Genomic DNA, 17,584 nt, shown 5'->3' on the forward strand with positions numbered 1-17,584 from the left:
GCGGAGCATTAGGGGGTGCGCGGCCGGTGCCGATAACGTGGGGTCCGTGTTGCTCTCAGATAAGGACATCCGGGCTGAAATCGGGGCGGGGCGGGTTGTTCTAGACCCGTTCGAGCCGGCGATGGTGCAGCCTTCCAGTGTGGATGTGCGGCTGGACCGGTTCTTTCGGGTGTTCGAGAACCACCGGTATCCGTACATCGATCCGGCGCAGGAGCAGTCTGAGCTGACGCGGTTGGTGGAGCCGGATGGGGATGAGTCGTTCATTCTGCATCCGGGGGAGTTCGTGTTGGCCTCGACGTATGAGGTCGTGACGTTGCCGGATGATCTGGCCGCGCGGCTGGAGGGCAAGTCGAGTCTGGGGCGGTTGGGGTTGCTGACGCACTCGACCGCCGGGTTCATCGATCCCGGGTTCTCCGGGCATGTGACGTTGGAGTTGTCGAACGTCGCGACGCTGCCGATCAAGCTGTGGCCAGGTATGAAGATCGGCCAGCTGTGCTTCTTCAAGCTGTCCTCGGCGGCGGAGAATCCGTACGGTTCGGCCGTGAACCAGTCGCGGTACCAGAACCAGCGGGGGCCGACGCCGTCGCGGAGTTACCTGAGCTTCCATCGGACGGACATCGCCAAGGCGGACAAGCTCGCGGCGGAGGCTGAGTCGAAGTTCACCGACTGAGTCTGGTCTCGCTGAGTCCGATTCCGCCGCGTGAAGGCTGACGTCGATCGGGTGGGGTGCCCGGCGCCGCCGACCGGGTGAATCTGGGCCCGGATACGAATACCGGGCCCCGCCCGCTGACACAGTGACGGTGTGGTCGCCTTGTCAGCTCGTTGGCCCTTCGCCCGTACGGCGGACCAGCCCGCCACCCGTCCGGACCGCCTGCTCCGGGACAACCCGGTGCTGCTGCTGTCCGCGCTCCAGGCCCCCGGGACGGTCTCCGGGCTGGTCGCCGCCTGGAATCCGGGGTGGCAGCCGGAGCGGCGGGCGGGGGTGACGGTCCCCGGGCCGGCCCCGCAACCGCCCGGGTCCGAGGCGGTGCCGCATCCGACCCGCGCCGAGTATGCCCTGCGCACGGGCGAGCCCACAGGTGAGCGCACGGGCGCTGAGCGACTGGAAGCCGATCGCGCCATCCCAGTGCTCCCCGCCCCCGCCCTCCTCGCCGAAGGCATCCGCTGGCACGGCCCCCTGCGCCTGACCCCCATGCTCCGCGCCGACGCGGGCCTGCCGACCGTCGGCCCGGCCGCGTCCCTCGGCCTCGCCTACGTCGCCGAGGTCCGGCGGGCCCGCACCAAGATCGTCGATAGCCGGCACGCCGACCTGCTCCGCCTCCGCTACCCGCAGGGCCTGCCCACCGGTCCCGAGGCCGATGCCTGGCACCTGGTCCGCGGCCTGGCCAAGCGGCTGCGCGGGGTGGCCCGGCTCCCCGGCGGCCCGATCCATGCCCCGCACGAGGACCCCGCGCTGCCCGGTGACGCCGACCATGCCGTCTTCAGCCACGAGATGCTGCCGTGGATCGTGCTGCGCGAGATCCTGCGGCCGATCGCGCCGGACCTGGTCCGCGAGGTGGTCCCGGACGGCGGCGGCTACATCCTGCGGCACCGGGACCTGCTGGAGGTCCGGGTCAGCCCGGCGGGCCCGGAGAGCCGGTGGCCGTCGACCCGGCTGCCGCCGGCCCTGCGGCAGCGTGCTGACGCGGCCTGGCCGCGCAGCGTGTATGAGTTCTGTGACGCCTCGCCGCACGCGCCCCGCTCCGCGGCCCCGCGTCCGCATCCGGCGCAGGCCCTCCGCGCCGCGGCGGCGCTCATCGCCGAGGTCACCGGCGGGGTCCATCTCGACGCCGACGGCTTCCCCGAGGAAGCCAGGACGTTCACCACCAGATGACACAGAGATGACACGGCGCGCTCGCTGTTGCCCGCGCCGGAGTCGCAGTGCTGCTCGTATCAGGCGTGTAGTGCGGCCCGCGTCCCGACCCCAGTAATGCCCGCCACCCGGGTCTGGGGGGTTACCGAAAGTCAAATATTAAGGTAGGCTAAGTTTCGCCCCGCGTGCCGCACGGGCCGTCGGGACGAAGCACCTTTGGGGGGCCTGCCCAGCCGTGAAGTCAGCCACCTTCTCATCGCTGTCGATCCGTAACTATCGTCTTTTCGCCGGCGGCATGGTGGTATCGAACACCGGTATCTGGATGCAGCGCATCGCCCAGGACTGGCTCGTCGTCTCGCTCACCGGCTCCGGCACCGATCTCGGCATCGTCACCGCGTTGCAGTTCGGCCCGTCCCTGATATTCAGCCTGTGGGGCGGCGCGCTGGCCGACCGCTACCGCAAGAACCGGCTGCTGATGCTCACCGCGACGCTGACCGGGCTGTGCGCGCTGGTGCTGGGCCTGCTGATCGTCTCCAACGCGGTGCAGCTCTGGCAGGTCTACGTCATCGCCCTGATCGGCGGCACGGTCAACGCCTTCGACAACCCCGCGCGCCAGTCCTTCGTGATCGAGCTGGTCGGGCCCGAGGCGCTGCCGAACGCGGTCTCGCTGAACGCCGCCACCTTCAACCTGGCCCGGATGCTGGGCCCGGCGCTGGCCAGTCTGGCGCTGGCGGTGATGGACGTCGGCTGGGTGTTCATCACCAACGCCATCACCGCGATCGCGATCATCACCGCGCTGGCCCTGATCCGGCGCGAGGAACTGCACGCCCCGGTGCCGATCGTCCGGGCCAAGGGCCAGTACCGCGAGGCCTTCGCCTACCTGCGCACCCGTCCGGACCTGGTGGCGGTGCTGGCCTGCATGTTCTTCCTGGCCACCTTCGGCCTGAACTTCCAGCTGACCAGCACGCTGATGGCGACCCAGACCTTCCACCTCGGCAAGGGCGTCTTCGGCCTGCTGAACATCATGCTGGCGCTCGGCGCGCTGTCCGGCGCGCTGGTCACCGCGCGCAAGAAGCGGGTCGGGGTGGCGCTGGTGCTGCTGTCCGCCTGCGGCTTCGGGCTGGCGGCCACCGTGGTCTCGCTGATGCCGAACCCGGTGCTGTACGGGGCGCTGCTGCTGCCGGTCGGGGTGATGACGATCATGGTCACCACCGCGGCCAACGCCACCATGCAGACCGGCGTGGAGCCGGAGATGCGCGGGCGCGTGATGAGCGTCTACATGGTGGTCTTCCTCGGCGGCACGCCGGTCGGCTCGCCGCTGGTCGGCTGGGTCGGCCAGCACTTCGGCGCGCGCTACGCGGTCGGCGGCGGCGGGCTGATATCGCTGGTCGCCGCGGTGATCGCGGCCTACGCGCTGGCCCGGGTGAAGGACATGTCGGTGCGGGAGCGGCTGGTCGCGCACTCCCCGACCCGGCTGGCCGAGCGGCTGGCGGTGCGGTCCGCGGCCTGAGGCCCGCCCTGCTCTGCCCTGCGGTCTTCAGGTACGCCCCGCCCCGCGGCCTGAGGTCCGGCCCGCCGCGCGGCTGAGATCCGCCTCAGTCCGCCCGGCCGCGCGGCCGAAGATCCGCCTCGGCCCGCGTCGCCCGCCCGCCCCGCTTTGCGCCAGCCCTTCGCCGACTGTGGGTGACCTGTGCGTCACCGGCGCGTCGCGGCGCGACATGGCGTAGAAAATCCTCCGGTCGCGTATCGACAACTCGCCGGTCACACGCCGTATTGTGGGTGCTCTCACAAGGTGTGAAGCGCGCTGAGCGGTGCGGGCGTCCGTGTGCGGTGCAGGCGTGCTGGGGGAACCTCAAGGAGACGCATGCGCTTGTTCGTGGCGATCACGCCACCCCGTGCGGTCCTGCTGGAGGTGCGGGCCGCGGTCGACGCGCTGAAGCGGGGCAACGAGCCCGGGGCCAACGCCCTGCTGCGCTGGACCCGGCCGGAGACGTGGCACATCACGGTCGCCTTCTACGGCGAGGTGTCCGAGGAGAAGGCCGCCGACCTGGTCGAACGGCTGGGCCGGGTGGCGGCGCGGACCACGCCGATGGAGCTGTCGCTGGCCGGCGCCGGACGGTTCGGGCCGCGCGCGCTGTGGTTCGGCGTGCAGGGCGAGTGTGACCGGCTGGGCCGGCTCGCCGAAGCCGCCGGGGCCGCCGCTCGCCGCTGCCACATCCGGGTGGAGGACCGCCCCTATCGTCCGCATCTGACCCTCGCCCGGGTGAACGGCGTGCCCCGCGGCGCCACCCAGGACGACCAGACCGGGCCGCTGGACCTGACGCCGATCGTGGACCGGGCCCGCCCCTTCCGGTCGCCGGGCTGGCTGGCCGGGGAAGTCGAGCTGTTCACGGTGGCCGAGGTGGGGGAGGCTCCGCACGCCGCCAACGGGGCCAACGGCGCCAACGCCGCCCACACCGTGAACGGGGCCAACGGCGGGCCCTACAAACGTTACGAACGCGTCGCGCACTGGGCACTGACGGGACGCTGAGCCGATCGCATTACCCTGGAGCGGTGAACACTCGTACCCGCTCCAGGGTCGTCACTTTCGTGCTGGTGGCGATCCTCGCTGTCGTGGTGATCGCCTCCGTGCTGCGCTGAGGCGCGCTTACGCCAGGCGCTCGACCACGTAGTCGATGCTCGCGGTCAGCTTGTCGACGTCCTCCGGCTCCACCGCCGGGAACATCGCGATCCGCAGCTGGTTCCGGCCGAGCTTGCGGTAGGCGTCGGTGTCGACGATCCCGTTCTCCCGCAGCGCCGCCGAGACCTTGTCCGCGCTTATCCCCTCGGCCAGGTCGACGGTGCCGACCACCTGCGAGCGCTGCGCCGGGTCGGCGACGAACGGCGTGGTGTACTCGGTCCGCTCGGCCCAGTTGTACAGCCGCGAGGAGCTGTCGGCGGTCCGCGCGGTGGCCCAGTCCAGGCCGCCGTTGCCGTTCAGCCAGTCCAGCTGCTCGGCCATCAGGAACAGCGTGGCCACCGACGGCGTGTTGTACGTCTGGTTCTTCGCGGAGTTGTCGATCGCGGTCGGCAGGCTGAAGAACGGCGGGATGTACCGGCCCGAGCCGGCGATCTCCGCAGCCCGTTCAAGAGCGGCAGGGGAGAAGACCGCGATCCACAGGCCGCCGTCGGAGGCGAAGCACTTCTGCGGGGCGAAGTAATAGACGTCGGTCTCGGCGATGTCCACCGGCAGGCCGCCGGCCCCGGACGTCGCGTCGACCAGCACCAGCGCGCCCTCGTCGATCCCGGCCGGGCGCGCGATCGGCATCGCCACCCCGGTCGAGGTCTCGTTGTGGGTCAGCGCGTAGACGTCGACCCCGGCCTCGGCGACCGCTGTCGGGTGCGTCCCGGGCTCGGACTTCACGATCGAGGGCTCCTCCAGCCACGGCGCGGCCTTCACCGACCCGGCGAACTTGGAGGAGAACTCGCCGAAGCTCAGGTGCTGGGTCTTGGCCCGCACCAGGCCGAACGCGGCGATGTCCCAGAACGCGGTGGTCCCGCCGTTGCCGAGCACCACCTCGTAGCCCTCGGGCAGCGAGAACAGCTCGCTCACCCCCGCGCGCACCCGGCCGACCAGGTTCTTCACCGGGGCCTGGCGGTGCGAGGTGCCGAGGATCTTCGCGCCCTCGGTGGCCAGCTTGGCGACCGCTTCGGGGCGCACCTTGGACGGGCCGCAGCCGAACCGGCCGTCGGCGGGCAGGAGGTTCTGGGGGATGGTGATGTCAGCCACGCGGTTCTCCGAGCGTTGTCGTTACAGGGGAGAAGTCGGGTGGCCCAGGGCGTCGTTGGCCAAGGCCTGTTCGTATCGTAACGGGGTTGTGTCCAAGATCCGGGGTGCGTCCCGTGAAACGAGACACGCCAGCCTCCGCCAGGTGAGAAGTGGCCGGCGAGGGCTGGCGCGTCGAGCGCGGTCTGGCTCAGGCGGGGGGCACGGGCTGGTCCAGGGTCCGGACGTCGTAGCCGATCAGCCGGGCGAAGGCCGGGTTGGCGATCAGAGAGATACGCGGTGCGCAGCAAGTGGTTCTGCCGCGCCGTCGCGTACTCGGTGAACTCGTCGATGCGAGTCTGGTCACCCATGCGTTGGGGGGCTGTACGGCCGGCGGCATGTTTTCCGGACGGGATCGCGTTGGACTGTACAGCAAAGGACTGCACAGCAAAGCGTCGTACTGGAAGGGGCACCGTCATGGCGGACGTCGCGATCGTGGGTGTGGGCATCATGGGCCGGGGGATGGCCGAGAACCTGCTCAAGCACGGACACCGCGTGATCCTCTGGAACCGCACGCCGGAGAAGGTCGCGGACCTGCGCGAGGCCGGGGCCGAGGTCGCGGACACGCCGGCGGCGGCCGCCGCCCGCGCCGAGGTGGTCTTCGAAGTGACCGCCGACGACGAGTCCTCCCGCCGGGTGTGGCTCGGCCCCGAGGGCATCCTGGCCGGAGTCCGGGACGGCACGGTCCTGGTCGCCTCGGCCACGCTGTCGGTGGACTGGGTGGCGGAACTGGCCGGAGCCATCGCTGAGCGCGGTCTGCCCTTCTACGACATGCCGCTGACCGGCGGTGCTGCCGCAGCCCGGGCCGGGACCCTGGTGCTGCTCGTCGGCGGCGACCAGGCCGGGCTGGCGAAGCTGGAGCCGGTCCTTCAGGCGTTCTCCCGCGAGGTCCGGTACTTCGGCCCGGCCGGCTCCGGGACCCGTTTCAAGCTGGTCCTCAACAGTCTGCAGGCGGCCCACATGGCGGCCTTCGGCGAGGCCCTGCGGCTGGCCGTCGCGGCGGGCCTGGACCCCGAAGCGGTCGGCGCGGCGTTCGCCGACCGTCCCGGCGGGGCGGTCACCCAGCTGGCTTGGGCCAGCCACCGGCAGTCGCCGGATCCGATCAACTTCGCGGCGCGCTTGGCCCACAAGGACCTCACCTACGCCGCGCGGCTGGCCGGCGATCTGCCGCACCCGATCCTGGACAGCGTGCGGGGCGTGTTCGGGGCGGCGGTCGAGGCCGGGCACGGGGACGACGACTGGAGTTCGGTGAACGAGCTCTGAGCGCCTTTGAACGAGCTCTGAGCGGGTTCTGAACGAGCTCTGAGCGGTCTGCCGGGGTTGGTCCGGGCGGCTCCGTCCGGACAAGCGAAAAGGGCTCCCCCGAACGGGGGAACCCTTTCTTTGCGAAGCGTGACCGGCGGGGTCGGATTCAGAGCCGACCGAGGCGGGTCAGCCCTTGTACGTGTGGAAGCCGCTCGGCGGCACCATCGTCTCGAAGCCCTCGACGGTCTCCGGCTTGCGCGGGCCGGGGCCGATGTAGCGGGACGACGGCCGGATCAGGCGGCCGGTCTTCTTCTGCTCCAGGATGTGCGCGCTCCACCCGGCGGTGCGGGCGCAGGTGAACAGCGAGGTGAACATGTTCGCCGGCACCTGTGCGAAGTCCAGGACCACGGCGGCCCAGAACTCGACGTTGGTCTCCAGCACCCGGTCCGGGCGGCGCTCGTGCAGCTCGGCCAGCGCGGCCTCCTCCAGGGCCAGGGCGACCTCGTAGCGGGGCGCGTCCAGCTCCTTGGCGGTGCGGCGCAGGACGCGGGCGCGCGGGTCCTGGGCGCGGTACACGCGGTGGCCGAAGCCCATCAGGCGGTCGCCCTTGTCCAGGACGCTCTTGACGTACTTGCGGGCGTCGCCGATCTCCTCGACCGCCTCGACCATGTGCAGCACGCGCGCCGGGGCGCCGCCGTGCAGCGGGCCGGACATCGCGCCGACCGCGCCGGACAGCGCGGCCGCGGCGTCGGCGCCGGTGGAGGCGATGACGCGGGCGGTGAAGGTCGAGGCGTTCATGCCGTGCTCGGCCGCCGAGGTCCAGTAAGCGTCGATGGCCTGGACGTGCTTGGGGTCCGGCTCACCGCGCCAGCGGATCATGAAGCGCTCGACGATCGTCTCGGCCTTGTCGACCTCGCTCTGCGGCACCATGGCCTGGCCCGGGTGCTCGATCGAGCGGGCGGACTGGGCCACGAAGGACAGCGCCATGACGGCGGCGCGCGCGAGGTCTTCGCGGGCTTTCTCCTCCGAGGTGTCCAGGAGCGGCTGGAGACCCCAGACCGGGGCCAGCATGGCGAGCGCGGACTGGACGTCGACGCGCACGTCGCCGGAATGCACCGGCACCGGGTACGGCTCCGCCGGCGGCAGACCCGGGTTGAACTTGCCGTCCACCAGAAGGCCCCACACGTTGCCGAACGTCACGCGCCCGACGAGGTCTTCGATGTCGACTCCGCGGTACCGGAGAGCGCCGCCTTCCTTATCCGGTTCGGCGATTTCGGACTCGAAGGCGATGACGCCCTCCAGGCCCGGTACGAAGTCGGACATGTGTACTCCCTCTGTTTCTTTGTGCCGCTCTACGTGCTGTGGCTCGATGCGGCCAGCTGGCTTGCCACGGTGTCGCCTTACCCGGCGCCATCGTGACGACACTGTGGTGTCGTGATTAGTGCGTCTCTCCTATAGTGACTCGCCACACAGGGTGCTCTGCACCGGGGGCACTGCTGTGTCTGGAATGTCACACGCGTTACCGTGGGCCCGTGGACTCTGAAGCGCTGGCGGCGCTCCGCCGGGAATACGGCATCGGAACGCTGCGTGAACAGGACGCGGCCGGCGCACCCCACCTCCAATTCGCCGTGTGGCTGGACGACGCCGTCCGGGCTTCCCTGCCCGAGCCGAACGCCATGGTGGTCTCTACCACTGACCTGGACGGCCAGCCCTCCAGCAGGTCAGTGCTGTTGAAGGGGTTCGACGAAACCGGATTCATCTTCTACACCAACCTCGGCTCCCGCAAGGGCAGGGAGCTGGCCGCGAACCCCCGCTGCTCGCTGCTTTTCCCCTGGTACACGCTGCACCGCCAGGTGATCGTCATCGGCGCGGCCACCAAACTCGACCGCGACGCCGATGAGGAATACTTCGCCACCCGCCCGCACGGCTCGCAGATCGGGGCCTGGGCCAGCGAGCAGTCCACGGTGATCGCCGGCCGCGACTGGCTGGACAAGCGGGCCGCCGAACTGGCCGAACAGTGGCCCGAGGGGACACAGGTCCCGCTGCCGGAATTCTGGGGCGGCTTCCTGGTCCGTCCGGAGACGGTCGAGTTCTGGCAGGGCCGTCCCGACCGCCTCCACGACCGGCTCCGCTACAAGCGCGACAACCAGAACCCCGAAGGCTGGAGCATCGAGCGGCTCAGTCCGTGACCACCGGCCGCACCGTGGCCGGATCGACCGCGATCCACACGGCCTCGGCGCTCGCCATCGGCTCCCCCGAAGGGCCGTAGAGCGCCGAGACGGTGAACGTCTTGCGTCCCTCGGTGCGCAGGTGCCTCCCGAGCACCACATAGCGTTCCCCGGCAAGGACCGGCTGGTCCGACAGCATCTCGACGCTCATCCGGCCGAGCACCATCGGCCGGTCCGCGAGATCGCCGGCCGACCAGCCTCCGGGACAGTCCAGTGCGCCCCATACGAATTCCGGTCCCACGGTGTCCTCCGTGGGCGTCCACGGAGCCGCCACCACGCCCTTGCGGCCCGGCACCGGCCCGGGGTACACGTGCAGGCCACTGGGATGGTCCGGCCCGCAGACGAAGCAGGTCAGGAACGGATGCCCGCTGAGTCCGGCGTAGCCCTTGGCCGCCGTGACCGCCTCGTCATAGGAGACCGGCTCGATCAGTTCCCCGGCGGCCTCCACGAGCTCCGCTTCGGCGATCACCGTGCTGCCGTCCAGCAACCGCAGGCTCTCGCTCTCCTCCGGCTGCCGTACGGTGAGCGGCTTCTCCAGCGGCGGCGGTTTGCGCAGCGTGACTTCGACCTTGGCCCCTGGCGTGTCCCCGAACTCGGCCAGGACCAGCTGCGCGAGCATCCCGGAGACGTAGCCGCCGTTGCCGGAATGCGGGGGACCGTTGAAGCGTCGCGAGATTGTCAGCATGGGATCCACACTCTCAAGCCAACATCCGGGCCACCAATTGCAGGTCCGACACCATCTCCTTATAAGCGGTCTCCTGATTGTCCGCACGCAGCACCGCCGACGGATGCGACGTCGCGACGAAGGACACCGCGCGCCGCCGCGAGGGCTCCGAGCCGAACCCGGAGTCACCGGACGGCGGCCACATGAACACCTTGCCGCGCTCCCGGGTCACCCGGAACTGCGGGCCGATCAAGGCCCGGCCGGCGGTGGCGCCCAGCGCCACGACCACCTCGGGGTCCAGGATCGCCAGTTCCGCGCGCAGCCAGGGCTTGCAGGCCTCGACGTGGACGGTGTCCGGGGTCTTGTGGATGCGGCGGCCTCCCGGGCGGTCCTGCATGAACCGGAAGTGCTTCACGCTGTTGGTCACATAGGCCTGCCGCGGGTCGATGCCGGCCTCGGCGATGGCCCGGTCGAACAGTTGCCCGGCCGGCCCGACGAACGGCAGGCCCTCGCGATCCTCGATGTCGCCCGGCTGTTCGCCCACGAACACGACGCGTGCGGCGGGGTTCCCCTTGGAGAACACCGTCTGCGTCGGCCCGCTCAGCGAACCGGGCTGGGCTTGGTGGAGTTCGCACCCCTGGCAGGCCAGGGCGGCGGTGCGCAGCGCGTCGATCGAGACCCCGCGCGGAATCGGTAGCGACATCGTTATCGTTCCTTGATTTCCGATGGGTGTTGCCCAGCTGAACAGGCGACCATTATTGCGCCGTGGCACTGACAGAAACGCCGCGAACTGTCGAATACACCTGTCAGCAGTGCGGGTGGACGGGTGAATTCGACGCCAGGTTCGCGCCATGGTGCATGGCCCAGGACCACTACCTGATCACGAAGGATGAACAACAGAAGTCAGCGACTCTGAAGAAGCGCGAACGGCGCCGGCAAGAGACTGCTCGGCGCAGAGGTGAAGCGCTCCAGGAGCGTCTGCTCCAGGCCGACGACCTCCGGCCCGGCGGCGCCGCGCGGTTGGCCGCGGTGTCCTTCGGACTGGCGATCCACACACTGACCCTCGTCATCTTCATCGGCGCGGTGGCGGCGCTGCTCAGCGGGCTCTGGCCGCTGTACATCGTGGCGCTGCTCGGGTTCGGCATCGCCTGGGTGGTGCGGCCGCGGTTCGGCAAGCGCCCCGGCGCGGGCTGGATCAAGCGCGGGAAGGCGCCGAAGCTGTTCGCGATCCTGGACCGGATCGGCGAGGCGAACGGAGCCCCGACCCCGAAATACGTCTCCTTCGACGGCCGTTTCAACGCCGGCACCGCCCGGCGCGGCGTCCGCAACGAGCCGGTGCTGACCCTCGGGGTCCCGCTGTGGCAGGTCCTGGCGGGCGAGGAGCGGCTGGCGTTGCTCGGCCACGAACTCGGCCACCAAGTCAACGGGGACACCACACAGAGCGTGCTGGTCGCCAGCGCGCACCGCAGCCTGCGGGAATGGCGCGTCCTGTTCTACCCGAGCACCCACGGACGGCCGGTGTCCCGGGGCACGGCGGGATTCGGGCAGCTTCTCCTCCCGGTCGTCCTGTTCCCCTTCTATCTGTTGATGACCGGGCTCCAGAAGTTCTACGGCTGGCTCCAAGTCCACGTGGCGCTGCGCGCCGAATTCCTCGCCGACGACATCGCCGCCGAGACCGCCTCCACCAAGGCGGCGCTCGCCCTCGTGCGCAAACTCGACGCCCGCTCCTCGGTCGAGGTGTACATGGCCCGGGCAAGGACCGCGCACCCGACCTTCCGCAACGCGCCCAGCCTTGAGGACGCGATGGAGATGTGGATCGGGCTGGAGGACTACATCCAGACCATCCCAGAACACGAGTACATCCGCGCAGCGCGTATCTCGGAATATCGCGGCACGCAGATCGACTCCTCACACCCCGCGGACTACCTCCGGGCCCGGCTGCTCAAGGGGAGACCGCCCCGCAACGGGACGGTGACCGTCACCGAGGACGAGTGGCTGAGCGTCGACCTCGAACTTGCTTCCTACGTGGCCGAGGCCGGCCGCGCCATTCTCCTGCGCCGCTGAAGGGAATCCCCCTCCGATCCCCTTCAGCGGCACCGACTCTCGACAGTCCCCTGGCAGTCCCCTTCAGCCGGTGTGCCAGGCCCCTTCTATGGTCCGTCAGGCCCCTTCGACGACAACCCGTCAGTCCTGCCATTCCCGCAGCGGGCGGATCGCCAGCACCGAGGCGACGATCCGCAGCGAGCCCCCGACCACCCACGGCGCCGCCAGCCCGAACCCCGAGGCGATCAGCCCGCCGGCCAGCGCGCCGAGCGGCTGCATCCCCCACATCACCATGATCCCGGCGCTCGACACCCGGCCCAGCAGGTGCGGCGGCACCAGCCGCTGGCGCTGCGAGACCACCGCCACGTTCCACAGCGAGGCGCTCATGCTCACCACCGCCAGCAAACCGGCCACCACGAACAGGTTCGGCCCGAACAGCCCGATCCCGATGCCCGCCACCGGCGTCACCGAGGAGCACACCCGCGCCACCACGCGGCCGCCGAGCCGGGCCACCGCGGCCCGGCTCATCAGGCCGCCGATGACGCCGCCGATCGCCGCGATGCTCAGCAGCACGCCGTAGTGGTGCGTCCCGACGTAGAGCACCAGAGTCGCGGCGCCCATCGTGGAGCCGAAGTTCGCCGCCGCCGAGAGCATCGTCGTGGTGCGCAGCAGGCGGTGGTGGGCCAGCCACGTCAGGCCTTCCTTGACGTCGGCGCGCAGCGATCGGCGTCCCGCTCCCGGCAGGACGGCCGGCGCTCCGCTGCGCGGCAGACGCGCGATCAGCAGCATCGACGCCGCGAACGTCACGGCGTCGGCCCAGAACGGCAGGGTCGGGGTCAGGGCGAACAACGCCGCGCCGAGCGCCGGCCCGACGAAGTCCTTGGCCACCGACTGCGCGGTGTACAACTGTCCGTTCGCCGATATGAGGCGGTCGCGCGGGACCACGGACGTCATCAGGGGCTGGGAAGCGCTCTTGGCCAGCGCCGCCGCCATGCCCAGGGCGAAGGCCAGGACGTAGAGCGCGGCCAGTCCCCAGCCGGCGCCGCGGTCCATCGCCAGCAGTCCGACGGCCAGTACGCAGATCAGCTGCCAGCCCTGGGCCCGGATGGACAGCCGCCGGCTCTCCGTGCGGTCGGCTATCGCACCGGCCTGCAACGAGAACACCAACCAGGGCAACGTCCCGGCGACCGTGAGTCCGGATATCAGCCGGGGATCCCGGGTGTATCCGGCGGCGAGCAGCGGCAGGGCGGCGACGAACGCGCCGTCGCCGAGGACGGAAACCGCGCTCGCGGTGAACAGCACGTGCCAGTCGCGGCCGAGCTTGTCGGGGCGCGGTTCCTGGGGGAGAGCCGGGATGGGGGAGTCTGGGTGGTGGAGGTCTGAGTGCTGGAGGTCTGAGTGGTGGGAGTCTGGGCGGACAGAGACAGCGGGCATGTCTGCAAGATTCGAAGATCGGCCCGGCCGGGGCTACGATTTAGAGCACGCTAAATCGCTGGGGGTGCGCTGATGGCCAGGCCGATCCGAATACCGATCGCCGGGACCGAGATGGCCCGCGTCCGCTTCGCCATCTCCCCGGTGTACGAAGCGCTCCAGGCTGTGGACGTGCTCCAGGCACCGGGCAAGCACGCCGTGCATCTGCCGTGGGTGCGCTGGGCGCGGCCGCTGCTGCCCCAGGTCCCCGGGATCGACCTGTTGTCGGGGTTCACCGACCGGGGGGTGCGGCCCGGCGTGCTGGTGCCGCCGCCGGACGTCCACATGCCGACGATCGAGGACGAACTCGAGACCATCCGCACCGCCGATCCGGCGCGGGTCCGGCGCTACTTCGACAACAACGAGCCGCCGGGCGACCGCTTCCAGCGGGAGTTCTACGACGACCCGCCGGCCGGTCTGGCCCGCCTGGCCGACGTCCTGCGCCGGGTGTTCGACGTGCTCGTCGCCCCGTACTGGCCGCGGATGCTCGGCGTGCTGGAAGCCGACATCGCCTACCGGGCCGGGGTGCTGGCCGACCACGGCGTGGAGGCGGTCTTCCACGACCTGCACCACGACGTCCGCTGGTCGGACGGCGAACTGCGGCTGCACGGCCCGGGAATCAGCGAGGCCGTTTGGCCGTTCGCCGCTAAGGAAGTGGTCCTCGACGGCCGGTCACTGGTGCTGTCGCCGACGGTGCTCGGCTGGCCGGACGTCTGCGTGGCGACCAAGCCGGTCACCTCCGGTCTGCTGCACTACCCGGCGCGGGCCGTGGCGACGGTCTGGGAGACGCGCCAGCCTGCGCCCGACGCGCTGTCGGCGCTCCTCGGCCGCACCCGGGCCGAACTGCTCGTGCAGCTCGCCGAACCGGGCACCACCGGGGAGTTGGCCGGACGGCTCGGCGTGACCGCCGGAGCGGTCTCGCAGCACCTCGGGGTGCTGCGCGGGGCCGGGCTGGTGGCCACTCGGCGGGACGGCCGGGCCGTGCTGCATCTGCGGACCGAGCGCGCGGAAGCTTTGCTGGGCTGAAGGTCGGGCTTGAAGCGCCTAAGTTGGGACTGGCGGCTGTCGCCGAAAGGCATTAGCCGGGCGAATCGGCACTGACCGGCCAGAAAACGGCGCGAGGTGCCGGTGGCTGTCGGTGGAATGCGCAACAATGGAGGACCGCTGCGCGTACCGGCCATGAGACCGGCGGCTAGGCACCATGTGACGGCGGCCGCGTGGCCCGCGGGAAGGGACTGGAGAACGTGAGCAGCGACCTCATCGACACCACCGAGATGTACCTGCGGACCATCTACGAGCTCGTGGAGGAGGGCATCACCCCGCTGCGCGCCCGGATCGCCGAGCGGCTGGGCCAGAGCGGCCCGACCGTCAGCCAGACCGTGGCCCGCATGGAGCGCGACGGCCTGCTGACCGTCGAAGGCGACCGGCACCTGGAACTCACCGACGCCGGCCGGGAGCAGGCCGTCCGCGTGATGCGCAAGCACCGGCTGGCCGAGCGGCTGCTCACCGACGTCATCGGGCTGGAGTGGGAAGACGTCCACGTCGAGGCCTGCCGCTGGGAGCACGTCATCAGCGAGGCGGTCGAGCGCCGGCTGCTGGAACTGCTGGACCACCCGACCCAGTCCCCCTACGGCAACCCGATCCCGGGGCTGTCCGAACTGGACGCCTCCGTCGGCGAGCAGGAGGCGTTCCTCGACGGCGACGTGGCGAACCTGCGGGACGTCGTCGAGCGCGGCGCCCGCAGCGGTGGGGTGCAGAACCTGGTGGTCCGGCGGCTCGGCGAGCCGTTGCAGAACGACCCGGAACTGATGCTGCGCCTGCGGCGGGCCGGGGTGCAGCCCGGACAGACGGTGCGGGCCTCGGTGTCGCCGGGCGGGGTGCTGCTCGGATCGGTGGGGGAGACCGCCGAGCTGGACCTGGAGCTGGCCGGGCACGTGTTCGTGACGGTGCGGGCGGCCTGACGGGCCGGGGTTTCGGCGCGCCGTCAACCGGTGCGCCGGGCCTGATTCAGGCGGTCGATCCGTTCGCACGAAAGGTCTACCCGGGAAATTCGGGGTCGGATAGTCTGTGTGAGTGAATCCACGCTTTGTGATAGTCAGACCGCCCAGGGTGAGCAAGAATGGCGAGGCTGTCCAAAAGTCTTGGGGGTTCGCCACGATGTCTTCGATATCCACTCAGGATGCCGACTTACGCGGCTTGATGCCTTCCCCGATGGGGCGTCGACGCCGCGGTTCCCTACTCTTCGCGTCCGTCGCCGCACTGACCGTGACCGCCTTCGGGGCGCTGCCCGCGGCCGCTTCCGCCGCCGGGTCCCCCGCCACGCCTTCCGGCTCAGCGAGCGGATCGTCTTCCTCGTCCGCTTCCTCCCCCTCGCCGGGGACCGCGAAGGCGGTGGCCGGCCGGGTCGATCTGGACGTCCAACTGCTTCCGGCGGTGCTCGGCGGGCTGCACCTCACCGGGCCGAACGGGCTGGACCTGCCGCTGGTGAACCTGGCGCTGGGGGAGGCCGACGCCCCGGACGCCAACGGCGACTCCGCGAACTTCACCAACTCGGTGGTCCGGCTGCACGACAACCTGATCGACACCCTGCACCTGCCCGGCCCGGAAGCCGACCTGATCAAGGCGGACCTGGCATCGGGGACGGCGCGGGTCATCCGGGGCACGGGCGGATACACCCAGGCCTACGCGACCGTCGCGAACCTGCGGGTCTTCCTGCCGCTGGTGACGTTGCCCGGGGCCAGCGCCGACAACGGGATCCTGAAGCTGGACGCGATCTCCGCGCAGGCGACTTGCGTGCCGGGACAGAAGCCGGTCGCGTCGGCGAAGATGCCCGCGACGATCACCCTGCTGGGCCAGGACATCCCGGTGCCGCTCAGCGGTGACGTCTCGCTGGACCTCGGCGTCGTGAACGCCGACGTGCACCTCTCCCCGGTCACCACCACCGACCAGGACGGCGCCTCGGCCTCGGTCGAAGCGCGGGTTACCGTTGACGGCGTCGGTCTGGTGAACGTCAGCGGTGGCCTCACCTTGGCTTCCGCCTCCTGCACCACCCCCGGTGTACCGGCCGTGGGCGTCGGCGCAGGCACGCCGACCACAGGAGCGTCATCCTCCGCCCCGGCCACCAACTCTTCGGGCGCCGCGGCGACCAGTAAGGCCAAGACCGCGGCGGCCGCGGCAACGAGCAGTGCCGGGACCGCTCCCGTGGCGCTGTCCGAGAAGACCGGCGGCACGCTGGCCCACACCGGTGCCAGCGGCTCGCTGCTGCCGATGGCGGTGATCGCGATCGTTCTCGTGGTCGGCGGGGCCGGGTTGGTCGTGTTCTTGCGGAAGAAGGCGGCAGGGCTGCGGCCCAAGGAGTAGGCACTCGCCGACAGGACTCACCACAACGGCGGTCACCGACTCGGTGACCGCCGTATTGGTTCCGTCAGAAGTCTTGTTTCATCAGGGGTCTTGTAACAGAGGTCTTAGAGGCTCTGGCGAAGCTAGTACCGCTCACGCCCACACGCGTATGCCAGCGTCGGGATCAGCTCCGCCGCCTCCGGCAGCCACCGGTTCGACTCCCCCGGCGGCCGTGCCCACTGCACCTGCCCGCCGGTCCCCATGCGCGAGGGCGGCGCCACCACGAAGTCCTTCTCGCCGTGGCAGACCAGATCCAGCTGGGCCCGGCCCCAGCCGGCGCGCATCAGCATCTCAGGGATCTTCTTCTTCGTGCCCGGCAGGACGAAGAAGTGCAGCCGCCGGGTCGGGGTCGCGGCGACCGGGCCCAGCGCCGCCCCGTTGCGCTCCAGTCGCGCCAGCGCCAGGCAGCCGGCCTGCTCGGGGACGTCGATGACGTCGAAGGTGCGGCCGGTCGGCAGCAGGATCGCGGCCTCCGGGTTCTCGTCCCACCAGCCGTGCACGCGCGAGGGCTGCGCGGTGATCTGCTTGTTCCAGTCCCGGTGCGCGGGGTGGGAGCCCAGGGCGGGGCAGGCGTTGTTGCCGCAGGAACAGCGCCAGGCGCCGTCCGCCCGGATCACTGACGCGCCCGGGAGGATGTCCCAGTGCCGTTCCTCGATGTAGCTCAACGCGGCGGCCTTGAGGCCCAGCGGGTCCGCGTCCGACGGGGCGGGTCCGGGGTCGGCCAGGTCGCCCTCGGGGAGTGACAGCACAGTCATGTGCCCATAACGCGAGTGACTGGAGTCTGGTTACGGGTCCCTTGTCACCTGATTGCCCGAATGTGCAAGAGGTCTGATATTTCATCGAGTTGATCTGTATAAGATTCCTCGACCCGTGTTCGT

16 protein-coding genes are annotated in these 17,584 nt (G+C 70.5%); 10 read left to right on the forward strand and 6 right to left on the reverse strand.

Annotation, left to right across the window (positions count from 1 at the left end; genetic code table 11):
- Nucleotides 1-46 precede the first annotated feature (46 nt).
- The 4 genes from dcd (at nt 47) to thpR (ending at nt 4,382) form a co-directional block, all read left to right on the forward strand.
- Nucleotides 47-670, forward strand: a complete 624-nt coding sequence (dcd, locus tag IZR01_RS11835) for a dCTP deaminase (protein ID WP_194923826.1) — start codon at nt 47-49, stop codon at nt 668-670.
- 141 nt (nt 671-811) lie between these two features.
- Entirely contained in the window at nt 812-1,873 is a 1,062-nt protein-coding gene (locus IZR01_RS11840) for a hypothetical protein (RefSeq protein WP_194923827.1), read from the forward strand.
- A gap of 214 nt (nt 1,874-2,087) precedes the next feature.
- Nucleotides 2,088-3,362 (forward strand): MFS transporter, encoded by a 1,275-nt coding sequence (locus IZR01_RS11845; protein WP_194923828.1) that lies wholly within the window; start codon nt 2,088-2,090, stop codon nt 3,360-3,362.
- Between the two features lie 354 nt (nt 3,363-3,716).
- Entirely contained in the window at nt 3,717-4,382 is a 666-nt protein-coding gene (gene thpR, locus IZR01_RS11850; RefSeq protein ID WP_194898084.1) for an RNA 2',3'-cyclic phosphodiesterase, read from the forward strand.
- 117 nt (nt 4,383-4,499) lie between these two features.
- On the opposite strand, the gene serC is transcribed toward thpR, so the two are convergent.
- Nucleotides 4,500-5,621: a phosphoserine transaminase gene (serC, locus tag IZR01_RS11855; protein WP_194898083.1), complete on the reverse strand. Its 1,122-nt coding sequence runs from the start codon at nt 5,619-5,621 to the stop codon at nt 4,500-4,502.
- 453 nt (nt 5,622-6,074) lie between these two features.
- Between serC and IZR01_RS11860 the strand changes: the two genes are divergently transcribed.
- Nucleotides 6,075-6,920, forward strand: a complete 846-nt coding sequence (locus tag IZR01_RS11860) for an NAD(P)-dependent oxidoreductase (protein ID WP_194923829.1) — start codon at nt 6,075-6,077, stop codon at nt 6,918-6,920.
- A gap of 168 nt (nt 6,921-7,088) precedes the next feature.
- On the opposite strand, the gene IZR01_RS11865 is transcribed toward IZR01_RS11860, so the two are convergent.
- Nucleotides 7,089-8,225 (reverse strand): citrate synthase 2, encoded by a 1,137-nt coding sequence (locus IZR01_RS11865; RefSeq protein ID WP_194898081.1) that lies wholly within the window; start codon nt 8,223-8,225, stop codon nt 7,089-7,091.
- Nucleotides 8,226-8,434: 209 nt separating this feature from the next.
- On the opposite strand from IZR01_RS11865, the gene pdxH reads away from it, so the two are divergent.
- On the forward strand, nt 8,435-9,091 hold the full coding sequence (gene pdxH / locus IZR01_RS11870) for a pyridoxamine 5'-phosphate oxidase (protein ID WP_323746625.1): 657 nt from the start codon (nt 8,435-8,437) through the stop codon (nt 9,089-9,091).
- Here the strand turns inward: pdxH and IZR01_RS11875 are convergent.
- Both IZR01_RS11875 and IZR01_RS11880 read right to left on the reverse strand, forming a co-directional pair.
- Complete coding sequence (locus tag IZR01_RS11875) at nt 9,081-9,815, reverse strand: hotdog family protein (protein WP_194898080.1); 735 nt, start codon at nt 9,813-9,815, stop codon at nt 9,081-9,083. The genes pdxH and IZR01_RS11875 overlap by 11 nt on opposite strands.
- A gap of 13 nt (nt 9,816-9,828) precedes the next feature.
- On the reverse strand, nt 9,829-10,497 hold the full coding sequence (locus IZR01_RS11880; protein ID WP_194898079.1) for a UdgX family uracil-DNA binding protein: 669 nt from the start codon (nt 10,495-10,497) through the stop codon (nt 9,829-9,831).
- Between the two features lie 62 nt (nt 10,498-10,559).
- On the opposite strand from IZR01_RS11880, the gene IZR01_RS11885 reads away from it, so the two are divergent.
- Complete coding sequence (locus tag IZR01_RS11885; protein ID WP_194923830.1) at nt 10,560-11,858, forward strand: M48 family metallopeptidase; 1,299 nt, start codon at nt 10,560-10,562, stop codon at nt 11,856-11,858.
- 120 nt (nt 11,859-11,978) lie between these two features.
- On the opposite strand, the gene IZR01_RS11890 is transcribed toward IZR01_RS11885, so the two are convergent.
- Nucleotides 11,979-13,271, reverse strand: coding sequence for an MFS transporter (locus IZR01_RS11890; protein WP_194923831.1), 1,293 nt, complete (start codon nt 13,269-13,271; stop codon nt 11,979-11,981).
- 72 nt (nt 13,272-13,343) lie between these two features.
- Here IZR01_RS11890 and IZR01_RS11895 point away from each other — a divergent pair, with 72 nt between their 5' ends.
- From IZR01_RS11895 to IZR01_RS11905, 3 genes are all read left to right on the forward strand, one after another.
- Nucleotides 13,344-14,333, forward strand: a complete 990-nt coding sequence (locus tag IZR01_RS11895) for an ArsR/SmtB family transcription factor (RefSeq protein ID WP_194923832.1) — start codon at nt 13,344-13,346, stop codon at nt 14,331-14,333.
- Nucleotides 14,334-14,581: 248 nt separating this feature from the next.
- Nucleotides 14,582-15,268 carry an iron-dependent transcriptional repressor DtxR gene (locus IZR01_RS11900; RefSeq protein WP_228555695.1) on the forward strand — a complete coding sequence of 229 codons (687 nt, stop codon included), beginning with the start codon at nt 14,582-14,584 and terminating at the stop codon, nt 15,266-15,268.
- Between the two features lie 250 nt (nt 15,269-15,518).
- Complete coding sequence (locus IZR01_RS11905; protein WP_194923833.1) at nt 15,519-16,667, forward strand: LPXTG cell wall anchor domain-containing protein; 1,149 nt, start codon at nt 15,519-15,521, stop codon at nt 16,665-16,667.
- Between the two features lie 122 nt (nt 16,668-16,789).
- On the opposite strand, the gene IZR01_RS11910 is transcribed toward IZR01_RS11905, so the two are convergent.
- Nucleotides 16,790-17,461, reverse strand: coding sequence for a bifunctional DNA primase/polymerase (locus tag IZR01_RS11910; RefSeq protein ID WP_194923834.1), 672 nt, complete (start codon nt 17,459-17,461; stop codon nt 16,790-16,792).
- Nucleotides 17,462-17,584: the final 123 nt, after the last annotated feature.

The organism is Catenulispora pinisilvae, assembly GCF_015356865.1.
In the GTDB taxonomy this organism is placed as follows: domain Bacteria; phylum Actinomycetota; class Actinomycetes; order Streptomycetales; family Catenulisporaceae; genus Catenulispora; species Catenulispora pinisilvae.

Excerpts from the sequence above, each read along its gene's own strand:
- IZR01_RS11875 (WP_194898080.1), bottom strand. The coding sequence starts at position 9,815 with ATGCTGACAATCTCGCGACGCTTCAACGGTCCCCCGCATTCCGGCAAC.
- thpR (WP_194898084.1), top strand. The coding sequence starts at position 3,717 with ATGCGCTTGTTCGTGGCGATCACGCCACCCCGTGCGGTCCTGCTGGAG.
- IZR01_RS11890 (WP_194923831.1), bottom strand. The coding sequence starts at position 13,271 with ATGCCCGCTGTCTCTGTCCGCCCAGACTCCCACCACTCAGACCTCCAG.
- IZR01_RS11865 (WP_194898081.1), bottom strand. The coding sequence starts at position 8,225 with ATGTCCGACTTCGTACCGGGCCTGGAGGGCGTCATCGCCTTCGAGTCC.
- IZR01_RS11900 (WP_228555695.1), top strand. The coding sequence starts at position 14,582 with ATGTACCTGCGGACCATCTACGAGCTCGTGGAGGAGGGCATCACCCCG.
- IZR01_RS11905 (WP_194923833.1), top strand. The coding sequence starts at position 15,519 with ATGGGGCGTCGACGCCGCGGTTCCCTACTCTTCGCGTCCGTCGCCGCA.
- IZR01_RS11860 (WP_194923829.1), top strand. The coding sequence starts at position 6,075 with ATGGCGGACGTCGCGATCGTGGGTGTGGGCATCATGGGCCGGGGGATG.
- IZR01_RS11895 (WP_194923832.1), top strand. The coding sequence starts at position 13,344 with ATGGCCAGGCCGATCCGAATACCGATCGCCGGGACCGAGATGGCCCGC.
- IZR01_RS11880 (WP_194898079.1), bottom strand. The coding sequence starts at position 10,497 with ATGTCGCTACCGATTCCGCGCGGGGTCTCGATCGACGCGCTGCGCACC.
- IZR01_RS11910 (WP_194923834.1), bottom strand. The coding sequence starts at position 17,461 with ATGACTGTGCTGTCACTCCCCGAGGGCGACCTGGCCGACCCCGGACCC.